A 15,058-nucleotide genomic window follows, 5' to 3' on the forward strand; every position below is an offset into this window, starting at 1 on the left:
AGGCGGACCGGGGGGAGGTCACGGAGTGCGGGGATGGTGCGATCGGCATGCGGTCGTAGACCTCAACGGGCGAATGGGGAAAAAGAAGAAAGGGGAAGCGTCATGGGCGCGGCACGCCGCTGCTTTCGCGGATGCACAGGCGCACCGGCGCGATCGTGCGCAGGGGGGCAGCGTCGGGATCGGCCACGCGCTGCAGCAGCATGCGCGCCGCCTGCCGGCCGCGCTCGCGCGGATCGACCGACAGCGTGGTCAGCGGCGGCGTGATCATCGCCGCTTCGGGAATGTCATCGAAGCCGGTGACGGCGAAGCCCCGGCCCGGCTGGATACCGCGCGAGGCCAGGCCCAGCATCAGGCCCAGCGCCACCGTGTCGTTGTAGCAGACCGCGGCGGTCGGACTGGCGCGCTCACCGAACAGCGCACCGGTGCGCGTGGCCGCTTCCAGCCGGTTGGGCGCCGATTCGATCAGCCATTGCGGCTCCACCGGCAGACCCGCTGCGGCCATCGCCTGCGCGAACCCCGCGCGCCGCTGCCGGCACGAACTGGAATCGGCATGGCCGCCGAAGAAGGCGATGCGGCGGTGGCCCAGGCCGATGAGGTGTTCGGCCGCCATGCGTGCGCCGCGTTCGTTGTCCAGCGCCAGGAAGTCCCATGCGTCCGCGCCGGCCAGCTCACGGTTGAACAGCAGCACATGGCTGCGTGCGTCCAGCACGGTACGCAGTTCGGCGGCATCGCTGCCTTCGGCGGGCGACAGGATCACGCCCGCAGGCGTGTGTTCCATCAGCGACGCCAGCACCGCCTGCTGACGCTGCGGCGATTCGCCGGTGCTGCCCAGCAGGGTGACGAAGCCCTGTCCACCCAGGGCTTCGTCCACGCCCGCGGCGAATTCCGCGAAGAACGGGTTGGACAGGTCATTGATCACCAGCGCGACACTGGACGACGTGCGCCTGCGCAGGTTGGCCGCGCTGCGGTTGTAGACGTAGCGCTGGCGCTTCAGTTCGGCCTCGACCCGGGCGCGTGTGTCGGCATGCACCAGTGGACTGCCACGCAAGACCAGCGACACGGTCGCGCGCGACACACCGATGGCATTGGCGATATCGGTGACCGTGACCACGCGTTGGCTGTCGCGCTTGCGCTCGGGCGTGGCCGCCTTCGCTTCCCGGGTCTTCTTCGCCACTTTGCTGACCGGCTTGGCGGTCCGCGACGAGGCGGACTTGGCCTTGCCGGTGGCGCCGGCGCGAGGGGGACGCTTCTGGCTCATCTGGATCGATCCATTCCCGTGGAGGCGCCCAGCGTAAACCATGGCGCCAGCACGCAAACCGGGACGGCACGCTGACTCATCGACCCACCCCGGGCAACGTGGCCGGATCCGCAGCGCAGGGTGATGCAGGCAGATCCTCCGGGTGCGTACCCCAGCCCTGCTGCGGCGGCGTGCCGGTCAGCGCCACCTGCAGGCGGCCGCCCTGCTGCAGGCTTTCCCAATCCAGCCACACGGACGGATGCGCACGGCCACGCAATGACACGCTGCTGATGTACTGCAACGTGTTGCCGTCCGCCTGCGGCGCGTCGATGCGCAGCGTGCGGCCCTGACCCAGATCGATGTCGACGCGTGCGAAACGCGGGGGATGCAGCACGAACTGACCCGTGCCCGGCACCACGGGATACAGGCCCATGGCGCTGAAGAGATACCACGCCGACATCGTGCCCAGATCGTCGTTACCGGTGACGCCGTTGGGCGCGTTGGTGAACAGCCGCTGCGCGGCATGCAGCACCGTGGCGGTCTTCCAGGGTTGGCCGATCAGCGTGTACATCCACGGCGCGTGCAGGTCGGGCTCGTTGTTGGGGTTGTAGCGGTACTGGTTGTAGTAGCTGTAGGGCCCCACCACCCATTCCTTGCGTGCGGCGCCGGCAGGATCGGCCAGCAGCGCGTCGTAGGCGAAGAAGGTGTCCAGGCGGCGTGCCGCCTGTTCGCGCCCGTGCATCGCCTCGACCAGCCCCGTCACGTCCTGCTGCGCCAGCCACTGGTACTGCCAGGCCGTGCCCTCGTGGAAGCCGTGGTGCGAACGCGGGCCGTAGCGGCCATCCGCCGGCGTGTACCACTGACCGTCCTCGGTGCGCGGACGCGGGAAGCCACTGAAGCCGGCCTCCTCATCGCGGATGTCCGCATCCCAGAGCGTGCGCCAGTTGCGGCCACGCCGCTTTAGCACGGCCGCGTCATCGCCATGACCCAGCGCGTCGGCCATCAGCGACAGCGAGCAGTCGGCCAGCGCGTATTCCAGCGTTGCCGAGCCGCCGTGGTGCGGATCCACATCCATTCCCTTGGAGGGGAACGCGCGGTCGTACTGCACGAAGCCGTGCTGGAGATAGTGGGGATTGCCGGAACGACCCGCATGTCGCGAGTTCAGAGGCGGTACGCCGAATGCATTCTCGCGCAGCGCAGCATACGCCTCCGCTTCGCGCCCCTTCATCGCACCGAAACGCCACAGGTCCACAAGGAACGGCGTCACCGGGTCGCCGGTCATGATGTTGGTCTCGAAGCTGGCGTACCCCCAGCGAGGCAGCCAGCCGCCCTGCTCGCGGATGGCCAGCAGCGATCGACCGATGTCGGCGGCGCGTTGCGGCCGCAGCAGCGCAACCAGCTGGTTCTGCGAGCGGTAGGTGTCCCACAGCGAGAAGTACTCGTAGTAGGTCCAGCCATCGGCGCGATGGATGCGGTCGTCGTAACCCCGGTAGCGGCCGTCGGCATCGCTGCCCGTCAGCGGCTGCAGCAACGCGTGGTACAGCGCGGTGTAGAACACGGCGCGATCATCCGCACTGCCGCCCTGCACGCGCACGCTGGCCAGTTCCTTGTCCCATGCCGACTGCGCGCGCCCGCGCATCGCATCGAAACCCAGCAGCCGCCCGCCCTGCATGCCTTCGCTGCGCAGGTTGTTCCGCGCGCCCTCGGCATCGACGTGCGAGATGGCCGAGATGGCCGTGACGGAAGGATTGCCGCCCAGGTCGAATGTCAGCCATGCGCCGTTCGGCTTGCCCTCGCCTTCCATGCTGTGGCGTGCATTCGCCACGCCGCCCGCTTCGCCCCAGGTGCCGAAGGCCTTGAACGGGCGATCGAACTCCAGGCGGAACCACGTGGTGTACTGGTGGCCGCCGCAGAAACTCTTGGTGACCAGCTTGCCTTCGACCACGCGGTCGCCCACGACGTTGATGAGGCTGCCGGTCACCGCATGGCGCTCGTTCGCCTGCCCCACGTTGACCAGCACGTGGCCATCGCCGCGGCTGGAGAAGGTATAGCGTTCGGCGGCGGCACGGGTCAGTGCCGTCGTTTCGGCATCGATGCCGCCGTAGTCGGTCAGGCGGACCTTGTAGTAGCCAGCCTGGCCGTTCTCGCCGTCATGGCGGTAGCGCGAACCGTAGCGCTTGTGATCGAAGGTCTTGGCGTCGGCCGTGTCGAATTCGCCGCCCGGACCGATCCGTCCGGTGACCGGAAGCACCGACACCTGGCCCCCTTGTTCCCAGCAGCCCGCGCCGGAAATGAAGGAGTGGCCAAAGCCGCGGATCTGCGGGTCGTCGTAGCGCCAACCGGAGTAATGCGAGCCGATCGGGCTGACCTGGATCTGCCCGAATGGCGCCGACGCACCCGGAAAGGTGTTGCCGTCGTCCTTGCTGCCGATGAAGGTGTTGACCTCCGCGGCCAGTCGCGGCGGCGCGGCTTCGGTCGCGGGCACCACCAGCGCCAGAAGCATGCACAGGGAGCCCAGCATCGTCAGGGTCTTTTCTCGTTTCATGCGCTCACAGGTCATCGCAGTTCACCGAAGGCTTGCGCGGAATCCCTGCGCAAGCCGGAATAGGGTTGGCGGCATCCGTGCCGCCGCAACGAATGGAAAGTGGCCCGGCCGTAGCCGGGCCGTCCACCCCACGCCGCTTGTCGCCAAGCGGGAGAGAAAGCATGGGGGGAAACACGGAGGACGTCCTCAGAACTTGTATGTCAGGCCCAGGTAAGCGACGCGGCCCGCATAACCATTGGTGTAGAAGCGGTCCTTGGTGTCGTTGCCCAGGTGCGAGCGCGTCTCTTCCTCGGTCAGATTCAGCACCGATGCGCTGATGCTGAGTGCCGGGGTGATGTTGTATGCCGCATTCAGGTCGATCTGATAGTACGGCTCTTCGTAGACGTTCAGGCCGTTGAACAGCCCTTGCACCACTTCGCCCCGCCGGTTGTACGAGGCGCGCAGCAACAGATTCTGCGCTTCGTAGAACACGGTGAAGTTGGTCTGGTTCTTGGCGCTGCCGACCAGCGGCGACTCGCCGAGCTCGGTACCGTCGCCCAGGGTGATCGCCGCTTCGTTGGTGTCGTTGTAGGTGTAGTTGAACTGGAAGCCCAGACCGAAATCCAGGGTGTGCTGCGCATACAGTTCGACACCCTGGGACACCGCGTCGCGACCGCCGGCGTCCGTCGAGTAGTTCTGCACGGTCACGGTCTGGCCGTTGATGACCATCTCCACGTCGGCGATCACCGGTACGGCGAAGTTGCTGACGTCCTTGCGGAACAGACCAACACCCACCACCGAGCCCGGTTGGAAGTACCACTCCAGGCCCACGTCGTACTGGTTGGCCTTGTACGCTTCCAGTCGCTTGTTGCTGCCGGAACCGTACCAGCCCAACTCACCCGCACCACCGGTCAGGCGGCGGTCGTCGACATACTCCTGACTGAAGTAGTTCAGGCTGCCGGGTGCGGCGATGTCGGCGTAGCTTGGGCGCGAGATCACCTTGGCCGCGGCTGCGCGCAGCACCAGGTTCTCGGTCAGGTCGTAGGCCAGGTTGAAGCTCGGCAGTATGTCGGTGTAGCTGCGGTCGAGCGCGTTGATTTCGTACGTCTCGGGCCGCCCCACCCTGTCGGTAAGCCGCCAGTACCCTTCGCTGCCGCAGTAGGTCCCTGTGGGTGCCCCGGCAGGTGTGGTAGCGCCTTGCAGGCAGGCGAGCGGGTTGCCGGCGGCATCGTCGAAGAAGTAGTCGTTGTAGGACGTGACCTTGTCCGTCGAGTCGGCATGCTGGCTGGTGCCCACGATGCGCACGCCGATGTTGCCGCGCAGACGTTCGGTGCGGAAGTTGGCCTGGAGGTAGGTGGAATAGATCTCTTCGTCGACGTTGTAGACGAAGTTGTCCTCCTCCCGGGTCTGCATCGGGCCGTACGTACCGTTGAGGTAGGCGATATAGGCCGGATAGTTGATGGCCGGATAGGCGCTGGCATTGATGCCGCCCGCCAGGTTGCCCATCTGGTACAGGAAATCCGGCGAGAACTGGGTGGCGATGCTGTTGCAGCCGCCATTCCAGTAGCGATTCTCATAGTCGCTTGGATCGGTGCCCGGACACACCCAGTAACTGTTGCCGGTGCTGCGGTGGATGCCACCATCCCGACCCTTGACGCCGAACTGGATCGACTCCAGGAACTTGCCGTCGGTGTACCAGGTGGTATCGATCTGGGCGTACTTCTGCTCGGTACTGTTACGGGTCCAGGACGAACCGGTCGACCCCAAGTCGACCTGCAGGATGCCGTTCTGCAGGTTCTGCATCAGTTCGGGCGAGAACGTCATCGTCGGCGTGCCGGTCAGGTCCCACGAACTGGCGAAGTTGCCGTTCGTCCAGCTGCCGTCCGCATTCTGGCGGCGCGGCTTGAGCGGCACTGCGAACTGCAGCTCCGGACCGCCCTTGGCCCAGGTGCGCCCGCCCTTGAACGAGACATCCACCGACTCGCCACGCCACTCGGCCGCGAAGTCGGCAGTCTGCGACAACGACTCCTCGATGTTGTAGCTGCCGGTGATCTGCGGCGTCGGCACGGTGCAGTCGTCCGAACCCCAGCCACCCCGCGCCATGCCGGCGGCGACGGCCTCGTCCTCGCTGCAGTAATACGTCTTGCCCGGATGCAGGCTGTAGTCCGCGCCAGTGACGATGGTGCCGCTCGGATCGAACCTCAGCCCGTCGAGCAGGCGGCCGCCCCGCCAGTTGCCGTCACCGAAGTAGCGCGCAATGTTCCATTCCGGCACCTTGAGCGTGTTGGTCTGCGAGTCCTGCGACAGGTCGAAGCGGAAGTAGTTCGCCGTCAGCGTCAGGTTGTCGGTCGGCTTGAACTGCAGGGTGAACTGGCCGCCCTTGCGCTCGCGTTCTTCTTCCTTGACGTTGAGGTTGACCGAGGTCGGCATCATGAAGCCGGTGTAATAGTTGCCGTTCTGGTCCCAGAAGCCCGTGCCGCCCCACCAGTTCGAGTTGAAGTCGGAGGGTTGGCCATTGACGTCGACGGCGGTGCCGCCTTCGTCGCGGCCGTACCACTGCCAGCCTTCGGTGCTGGCGCCCATGGTGCGCGTGGTGCGCTTCTGTTGCGTGTAACCGACGAAGACGCCGAAGCGGTCGTCCTTGTCGTGCCACGAATACGAGCCCGAGAATTGGCCGTCGGTCTTCTTGGTGGTGTCGGCCCAGGTACCGTCAACGGAGACGAAGCCGGTGTTGGATTCCAGTTCCAGCGGCCGGCGCGTGTGCAGGATCACGGTGCCGCCGACGCCGCCTTCATCGATGCGCGCTTCCGGCGTCTTGAACAGCTCGGCGCTGGACAGCATGTTCGACGGCAGCAGCATGTAGTTGAACGACCGGGTCGGGTCCCCATTGGACTCGGCCGTGGCGATGTAGTTGCCGTTGAGCTGAGTGAGGGTCAGTTCCGAGGAAAGGCCGCGGACGCTGACATTCTTTCCCTCGCCGCCGTCTCGGGTAACGATGACGCCGGGCACGCGCTGCAGCGCGTCGGCCACGTTCTTGTCGGGGAACTTGCCGACATCCTCGGCAGTGATCACCTCGACGATGGCGTTCGCGTTGCGCTTCTGGTCCAGGCTCTGTTCGATCGAGTAGCGGTAGCCGGTGACGGTGACCTTGTCCAGGTCCGTGGCGGCGGAACCGCCCTGCTCCGCCGTCGCCTCTTGCGCGAGCGCGACGCCCGGCAGTACGACGGTGGCCAGCGCGACGGCGATGGCGGCGGATAGAGAATTGCGGATGCGTACGTGTGGCGTGCCTTTCATTTCAATCACCCTCTCCCAAGATTGATTAGCTGCTGACGCAAAATTGTTTGGATCGATCCAAAATTCCGGTTCGATGAATCTGTTTTCCTTGGAAGGCAGTACGTCCACACAATCCGGCAAGCGCACCCTTCCGCTGCGCCTCCCCCTCCCACTTGCCAGTTATGCCGGAATTAGATCGGTCTAATTCCGCCGCGCGAATAATTACCATAATGTTTCAGTGCATGCATGCTGCCGCGCAGCATCCCCTCCGCATCTCCGGTGACACGTGCAGGACACGCGATCCAGGATCGCTGACATCGCACCCTGTCCGTCCCTCATCGGTGCACGACAAGGGACGGTGACCACCCTATCGCTCGGATACGCTCAGGACCGTGGTCGGCATCAGCAGTTCCAGCTCCGCAACGTCGATCACCGCACCGTTCGTGAACTGCAACCGGTACTCACGGAAGTCGCCGGGGCTGCCGATACGGAACGGCCTGAGCTGCTGCGACCACCTGAAATCCTCGGCGCGCCGTTCGTCCAGTGTCGCCCACGAACCCGTCCCGTTGCGCCCTTGCAGCTTCCAGCCCAGCCCCGCCAACGGCGCGCTGCCACTGGTGATGGTGTAGTGGCTCGCGCGGGTCGCCGTCCGGAACCGGACATCGATCGTCGCCTGTACCGGCAAGGGCAGCGAGGTGGCGGCATCATCGTCGAACACGGCCGACGGCGCGTGCCCCGCCAGCGCGATGGCCTCCGCGTTGCGCGACGCATCCGTCAGGCCCGCAGGCGCCGCACCCGGCGCGGTCATCGAGGGAGGAAGCGCATCGGCTCCGCTTCCCCACGTGGACGGCGTGCTGCCCATGACGAATTCCAGGACGCCGCCGTTGGCGATGTCCTCATGCCGGAGCCAGGCGCGATCCCACGGACGACCGTTGAGCTTCAGCGACTGCACATAGACGTTGCGGTCGTCGTTGCCGTGGGCGATGACGGTAAGCGTGCGCCCATTCTCGAGCCGCACATCGACACGCTTGAACGCAGGCGAGCCGATCACGTACTCCGGCGCGCCCATGCGCAACGGGTACAAGCCCATCATGCCAAACAGGTACCACGCCGACATCTCGCCGTTGTCTTCGTCGCCGGGATAGCCCTGGCCGATCTCGCTGCCCAGGTAAAGCCGGCGCAGCACGTCGCGGGTGATGCGCTGCGTCTTCCAGGGCTGCCCGGTGGCGGCATACAGCCAGGGAATATGGTGCGAAGGCTGGTTGCTGTGCGCGTACATGCCCATCCGCACATCACGCGCTTCGGTCATTTCATGGATGACGTTGCCATAGGTGCCCGCGAACTCGCGGCCCGCGGTTTCAGGCGTGGCGAAGAACTCGTCCAGGCGAGCCGCCAGCGCCTTTTCCCCGCCCAGCAGCGTCGCCAGTCCCGCGACGTCGTGCGGCACGGTGAACGCGAACGTCCATGCATTGGCCTCGGTGTAGTCGCCGCCCCACATGCGCGGATCGAAGTCCGCCGCCGACTGCCCCCACGCCCCCTTCGCATCGCGCCCCCGGAAGAACCGGGTGGCCGGATCGAACAGGTGCGCATAGTCGGTGGCGCGGGCCTGGAAGTACTCGGCCTCCTCGCGATAGCGCTGCGCGCGCGCAGGATCGCCTTCATCGGCGGCCAGCGCCTGGCCGAACCGGGCCAGGCCGAAGTCGTTGATCGCACCTTCGAGGGTCCACGACAGGCCTTCGTGCACGGCATTGTCCGCGTAGCCGCGATACATCGAATGCACCAGCCCCTTGCGCCCCACGTTGGACACGGGCGCAACCACCGTCGCGTTGCGCAGCGCGGCCTCGTAGGCCTCCCCGGCATCGAAGCCCCGCACGCCCTTGAGCCAGGCGTCTGCAAACGCGACATCGGAGCTGGTGCCGACCATCAGGTCCGCATAGCCGGGCGACGACCAGCGGGCGATCCAGCCGCCGTCGCGATACTGCTGCAGGAAGCCGTCGATCATGTCGCCGGCGCGCCCGGGCGCGAACAGCGCGTAAGCCGGCCAGCTGGTGCGGAACGTGTCCCAGAAGCCATTGTTGACGTAGATCCTGCCGGTACGGATCGGCGCGGACGTGCGCAGCGCATCGCCGCCGGTATTGTCCTTGGACCAGCTGTTCTGGTCGGCGTGCCGCCAGTCGGGCTGTTCGACGCTGCCGACGTTCTCATGCGCGATGTTCGGATACAGGAACAGGCGGTAGAGATTGGAATAGACCGTCGTCAGCTGGTCTTCGCTCGCACCGTCCACCGTCACCCGCCCGAGCAGCGCATCCCATGCCGTCTGCGCACGCTCGCGCACGGTGTCGAAATCCGCCGTGCCGATCTCCTGTTCCAGATTGCGCCGCGCCTGTTCCACCGAGATCAGCGACGTGGCGATGCGCATGTTCACTTCATCGCCGTCGCCACGCGCGAACTTGATGTAGTGCGTGGGGCGTCCGGTCTCGATCGCACCGCTGTCGGCCCACGGCCGGTCGAAGGTCGCGTACACGAACATCCGGGTGGCGCCGTTCGACAGCCCGCTGCGGGTCTCGGTGTAGCCGTGCAGCGTCTGCGTGCCGGGGTCCAGCGTCAGGCCTGCGCGTGCATCCACGTTGTCGAACAGGAGGTTCGCATCCCCGCCGCGCGGGAACCGGAACCGGAAGATCGCCGCGCGTTCGCTCGGCGCGATCTCGGCGCGAATGCCGTTGTCGAAATCGACCCGGTAGGTATGGGGTCTGGCGAGCTCATTGTCGTGCGAGAACGACAGTGCCCGGCGTTCGCGGTCGGCATCGGGCACGCCGCGCGTGGACGATGGCATCACCTGGAAGGTCTGGCGGTCGCCCATCCACGGGCTGGGCTGGTGACTGATGGACAGCGCCTGCAGGCGCGGCCGGTTGTCGGCACCGTTGTGCTCGCTCCAGCGATAGAGCCATGCCAGCGTGCCCGCGTCGGTGACCGGCACCCAGAAGTTGAAGCCATGCGGCATTGCGGTCGCGGGAATGTTGTTGCCGCGCGAGAACGTGCTGTTGGACTGCGTGCCACGGTTGGTCAATACCAGGTCGCTGGGACGCTGCGCCAGCGTGCGCGGCGTTTCGGCGAGGGCGATATCGTCGATCCAGCCACTCGCGCCGGCACGCGAGCCGGGGGCCAGTTCCAGCTCGATGGCCTTGATGCGTCGCCCGCGCAAGGCGGGCATGTCGCCCAGGCGGACCTGTTTCCTCGCCCACTGCCGGGGGTACAGCGTCATGGACGCCGCCTGGCCGGCCGCACCGACCGCTGCCCCCTGCTGATCGCGCGCGCCGGTATCCGTCAGCCGTGTGCCATCGTCGAAGACCAGGTCCAGCGACACGCCGGTGGAGGTGGCAACATCGCCGTCGATGATCTCGGGCAGCACCATCCATGACAGCGTGGTTTCCTCGCCGATCTCGACATCGACCGCGTACAGACGCGCACGCGCCGCCGCACTGCCGCGGTACTGCAAGGCATGCATGCCGCTGTAGCCCATGTCGCGTTTTGCCGCGTAGGGCTGTTCCGGGCCGTTGCCCACGGCCAGGCGCAGGCCGCCCGCTTCCGTCGTCACGGGCACGGGCTGGCCCGGTTCGAACGATGTCGAGAAATGCGCCTCGCGCGCGCCGGCACCGCTGGAGGCCAGAAGCAACAGGGCGGCGAGGACGCGGGCGGATGCACCGCGGCAGCGGGCGGCGTCAGGCATTGCTGCGCAGCACTGACAGGACGTCATGACAGGCTCCCATGGTGTGGTAGTCCGTTTTTCCGGCAGGACTCTTGTTGTCGTCGTACTTGCGGTTCTCGCGATCCAGGATGCGGAACCACGCGCCATGTGCGTGGTCGATCATGTGCCGCCACGCGTAGTCCCACAGGCGTTCGTACCATTGCCAGTAGCGCTCCTCGCCGGTGGCCCTGGCCAAGCGCGCCGCACAGGCCAGCGACTCGGCCTGTACCCAGAAGTACTTGTCGTCGTCGCAGATGAAATGGCGTCCGTCGGGCAGCGATGGACCTGCGATGTCCTTGCGCAGCGACTCCGGGGCGAAGCCGTAGACCAGTCCGCCGAACTCCGCGTCCCACGATGCTTCCATCGAGCGGTCGAACAACTCCGCGGCACGCGGTACCAGCCAGTCGGCGGGCGTCGCGCCTGCATCACGCAGATGGCCGTCCAGGATCAGCAGCAGCTTGGCCCATTCGGTCTGGTGCCCGGGCTGGAAACCCCACGGTCGGAACAGGTGCCGGGGATCGTCGCGATGGTAGTCGGTGTCGACCTGCCAGTCCGCGTCGTAGTGTTCCCAGACCAGGCCCTCGCTCTGCGCGGCCTGGCGCCGGGTCATGTGGTCGGCCAGCTGCAGCGCGCGCTGCAGGTAGCGGCGCTCATGGCTCGCCTCGTAGGCGGCCAGCATGGCCTCGCACATGTGCATGTTGGCGTTCTGTCCGCGATACGGGCTGAACTGCCAGCCGCGCGTGGCTTCGTCACGGTACAGGCCATGCTCCGGCTCCCAGTAGCGTGTTTCCAGCAGCTCCCAGTGGGCGTCCATCCAGGCCCGGCACTCCTCCACGCCTGCGCGCAGCGCGATGGAATACGCCAGCAGGACAAAGGCGGCACCGTAGCAATGCTGCGTGGTGTCTTCCGGCACACCGTCCCGCAGCGTCCAGAAATAGCCGCCGCTCTGCGGGTCGAGATGCCGCTCGCGCAGGAAGGCAAGCCCGTGGCGCACGGCCTTCATGTACACATCGCGCAGCGCAGGATCTTCCTCGCCGAACTCGCGGGCCGCGGTGGCGTAGTTGAAGACGAAGCGGGTACTGCTGACCAGGTGGCGGTGCCCGGCATCGTAGACGCGTCCATCGTCCTTGAAGTAGTGGAAGAAGCCACCCGCCGGATCGATGCAGCGCGGATGGTAGAACGCCATGGTCCTGCGGAGGTGGTCGCGCAGGAAGGCTTCGCTGCGGAAGTCGTCGTGCATGGGAACGGACTGCGTCATGGCGTCGGAATGCTCCGGGGAAGGGGGGAATCGGAGGGAAGCGCATCGGCCAGCGAACGTATCCTCAGGGCGCTGCGCAGGGTTTCGAGGTTCGCACCGGAGGCGATCCGCAGGGATATGCGTTCGCCCGGCAGCAGCACCAGGGCATTGTCGGACACGTCGGCGTCGACCTGGCCGAAGTCGACCCACACCGCGCGGGCCAGCGCCGCGGCGGTGACATCGAGCACGTGATGGTCGCCTTCCTGGCGCAGATGGGTTTGCAGGCCAGGATCGGGCCACCGCATGTCCTTGGCCACCGCGGGATAGACGACCTCGCGAGCGGCGGCTTCGCCGTCCGCGGCCAGATCGAAGACCGCGACGGTCGTCGACAGCGACGCGTCACCGAACAGCTCTGCATCATCGTAGGTGGCGAGGCGCGACGCCGACAGCGGTGCGATCTCGACCCGTCGCGTCTCATCCCGCAACACACGCCCCTGCAGCGTCATGACGCGCAGACGGAGCGTGCCGGCACGCGACGTGGTCCGGTCGGAGACGATGCTCACGGTGGTTCGCCCTTCCTTGCGCAGCGCGGCCACGGTCACCGGCGCGAAGAACCGGCGCGCGTGGAACTGCAGTGCCTTCCAGCGCCCGAACCAGTCGATACCCGACCACGACGCACCCGGCCACACATCGTTGAGCTGCCAGTACAGCGAGCCCATCGTGTACGGCCGGCTGGCGCGATGATGCCGCGCCGCCAACCCGATGCCCTCGGCCTGCATCACCTGGCTGAGGTAGACGAAATCGCCGAAGTCGCGCGGCTCGCCGAACTCCATGCGCACATAGTGCAGCAGGCGCTCGTTGCCCTTGCCCGCCATGAACTTCTGGTGGGCTTCGATCACCGGCGCATCGATGCGCTGTTCGTCGCGCGCCGCGAAATGATCGATCGTGCGCTGCACCGGCCACGCCTGCAGGCCGTACTCGGACATGAAGCGCGGCGTCACGTCCAGGTAGGCCGAGGGCGGACGCGCGGGATTGCCCCAGACCTCCCAGTAGTGCATGTCGCCGCTGGCCGGCGTGTTCGCCGCCTCGGCCATGTCGTCGCTGGGCGAACTCGGCCAATAGCCGATACCGCCGGCCTCCTCCTCCACGACCTTGCGCAGGTCATGGCCGAACAGCTGCGCGTAGCCTTCCCAGACGCGTTGCGCGAACACCGGATCAGCTTCCTTCAACGTCTTGCCGTGGCCCCAGTATTTCCAGGCGATCTCTTCCTCGTTGTTGCCGCACCACAACACGATGCTGGGATGATTGCGCAGCCGCTGCACCTGGTCGCGTGCCTCCGCCACCACGTTGGCGCGGAACACGGGGTCATAGGCGGGCTGCATGCCGCCGCCGAACATGAAGTCCTGCCAGACCAGCAGGCCGAGTTCGTCCGCGATGTCGAAGAACGCATCGCTCTCGTAATAACCACCGCCCCAGCTGCGGATCATGTTCATGTTGGCATCGACCGCCGACTGCAGGACGCGCCTCAGTTGCGCGGGGGTGACCCGGGGCTGGAACATGTCGAACGGGATCGCGTTGGCGCCTTTCGCGAAGATCGCAATGCCATTGACGGTGAAGGCGAACCCCCTGCCCTGCGCGTCCGGGTCGCGCCGCAGCGCGACACTGCGCAGGCCGGTCCGTTCGCCCCGCGCATCGATCACCCGTGTGCCGTCGAGCAGTTCCAGATCGAAGCGGTACAGCGGCTGCGAGCCATAGCCCACCGGAAACCAGCGCTGCGGCTTTTCGATGCGGATCGCCTGCGAGATGCGATTGACGCCGGCCGTCAGCGACACAGGTTGCGTCGCCGCGAGCACGCGCTCGCCATCAGGCGCGGTCCGCCACAGGCGCGCGAGATAGCGGCCGGCGTTCGCCGCCTCGACCGTTGCCACGGCAGTGATGTCGGCATGCGCTTCCGTGACGCGGTCCTGACGCAGCTGCAGGGTGTCGATCCGCGCGCGGCCCCAACTCTGCAGGCGCACCGGCTTCCAGATGCCCGCCGTGACATAGCGCGGCCCCCAGTCCCAGCCGTAGTGATAGCCCGGCTTGCGCACGAAGTTCGCGGTCATCGCGTCCTTCGGTTCGTCGCCGTAGGGTGAGGGATAATTGCCGGCGATCCGGTGCGGCATCGCCTGCACCTGGGGCAGCAGCTTCGCGATCGGCGAGCGCAGGACCACGCGCAGTTCGTTCCTGCCCACACGCAGCCGTTCCTGCACGGGCACCCGCCATGTCCGGAACGCGTTGTCGGCATCCAGCACCTTCTCGCCGTTGAGGAAGACCTCGGCGAAGGTATCCAGCCCTTCGAACACCAGGTCGCTGCGCGTGGCGTCGCGCGTGTCGCGGGTCACATCGAAGGTCGTCCGGTATTCCCAGTCGGCGAGGCCGATCCACTGCAGGCCGGCCTCCGGCGCACCCTTGTAAGGGTCGACGATCAGGCCGTTGTCGAACAGGTCCGTGTGCACCGTGCCGGGCATCGTGGCGCGATGCCATTGCCGTGCTGCGACGGGACCGGCGTCGGGCGTGGGCGTGCCATCGCGCAATTGCCGGAATTCCCAGCCGGCATCCAGCGTGCGTTCGCTCACTGCCTGCGCCATCGCCGGGAAGGACGCAACGATCAGCGCCAGAGCGCAGAGGACATGCACCTGCCATCCGCGACACCGGATGCGACCCGCCTGGTGCGTGATGAAGCGCGGCATGTGGACTCCCCGGTTGATGGTCGATGCGTGCATGGTTCGACACCTGCGCGGCCACCCGCGCGTGCGGGTGCTTTCCTTTGAACGGCGATCCGGCAGTCCGACGGCTGAGCACGGCGCGCCTGCCGCACCGATGGCACGCCTTGCGAATATGCCGGACTTGGATCGATCCAATTGCGTGGCTAAGATGTAGCATGCCGGGCGCGGCGACGCATGCTGCTGCGCAACAGGAAGTCATCGGCGCCCTGCTCAGCGCGCATCGCACTCCTGTCGACAGACACCGGAAACCCCGAGTGACCGGCCTCGCGGGCGT

At 66.6% G+C, this 15,058-nt stretch carries 6 protein-coding genes; all 6 read right to left on the reverse strand.

Features of this window, described 5'->3' with window-relative positions:
* Nucleotides 1-100: 100 nt before the first annotated feature.
* Nucleotides 101-1,258: a LacI family DNA-binding transcriptional regulator gene (locus OY559_RS17505; RefSeq protein ID WP_277727562.1), complete on the reverse strand. Its 1,158-nt coding sequence runs from the start codon at nucleotides 1,256-1,258 to the stop codon at nucleotides 101-103.
* A 76-nt stretch (nucleotides 1,259-1,334) separates the two neighbouring features.
* The gene (locus tag OY559_RS17510) at nucleotides 1,335-3,740 is read right to left on the reverse strand and encodes a GH92 family glycosyl hydrolase (protein ID WP_277730043.1); all 2,406 of its coding nucleotides are present in this window, start codon (nucleotides 3,738-3,740) and stop codon (nucleotides 1,335-1,337) included.
* 228 nt (nucleotides 3,741-3,968) lie between these two features.
* Nucleotides 3,969-7,055: a TonB-dependent receptor gene (locus tag OY559_RS17515; RefSeq protein WP_277727564.1), complete on the reverse strand. Its 3,087-nt coding sequence runs from the start codon at nucleotides 7,053-7,055 to the stop codon at nucleotides 3,969-3,971.
* A 346-nt stretch (nucleotides 7,056-7,401) separates the two neighbouring features.
* Entirely contained in the window at nucleotides 7,402-10,761 is a 3,360-nt protein-coding gene (locus OY559_RS17520) for a GH92 family glycosyl hydrolase (RefSeq protein WP_277727565.1), read from the reverse strand.
* Nucleotides 10,754-12,037 (reverse strand): AGE family epimerase/isomerase, encoded by a 1,284-nt coding sequence (locus OY559_RS17525; RefSeq protein ID WP_277727566.1) that lies wholly within the window; start codon nucleotides 12,035-12,037, stop codon nucleotides 10,754-10,756. The genes OY559_RS17520 and OY559_RS17525 overlap by 8 nt, the downstream gene beginning before the upstream one ends.
* Nucleotides 12,034-14,748 (reverse strand): beta-mannosidase, encoded by a 2,715-nt coding sequence (locus OY559_RS17530; RefSeq protein ID WP_277727567.1) that lies wholly within the window; start codon nucleotides 14,746-14,748, stop codon nucleotides 12,034-12,036. Before OY559_RS17530 ends, OY559_RS17525 begins: the two co-directional genes overlap by 4 nt.
* Nucleotides 14,749-15,058 lie beyond the last annotated feature (310 nt).

Source organism: Pseudoxanthomonas sp. SE1 (assembly GCF_029542205.1).
Taxonomy (GTDB): Bacteria; Pseudomonadota; Gammaproteobacteria; order Xanthomonadales; family Xanthomonadaceae; genus Pseudoxanthomonas_A.

Coding starts and splice junctions, on each gene's coding strand:
- OY559_RS17505 (WP_277727562.1), bottom strand. CDS start 1,258: ATGAGCCAGAAGCGTCCCCCTCGCGCCGGCGCCACCGGCAAGGCCAAG.
- OY559_RS17510 (WP_277730043.1), bottom strand. CDS start 3,740: ATGCTTCTGGCGCTGGTGGTGCCCGCGACCGAAGCCGCGCCGCCGCGA.
- OY559_RS17515 (WP_277727564.1), bottom strand. CDS start 7,055: ATGAAAGGCACGCCACACGTACGCATCCGCAATTCTCTATCCGCCGCC.
- OY559_RS17520 (WP_277727565.1), bottom strand. CDS start 10,761: ATGCCTGACGCCGCCCGCTGCCGCGGTGCATCCGCCCGCGTCCTCGCC.
- OY559_RS17525 (WP_277727566.1), bottom strand. CDS start 12,037: ATGACGCAGTCCGTTCCCATGCACGACGACTTCCGCAGCGAAGCCTTC.
- OY559_RS17530 (WP_277727567.1), bottom strand. CDS start 14,748: ATGCCGCGCTTCATCACGCACCAGGCGGGTCGCATCCGGTGTCGCGGA.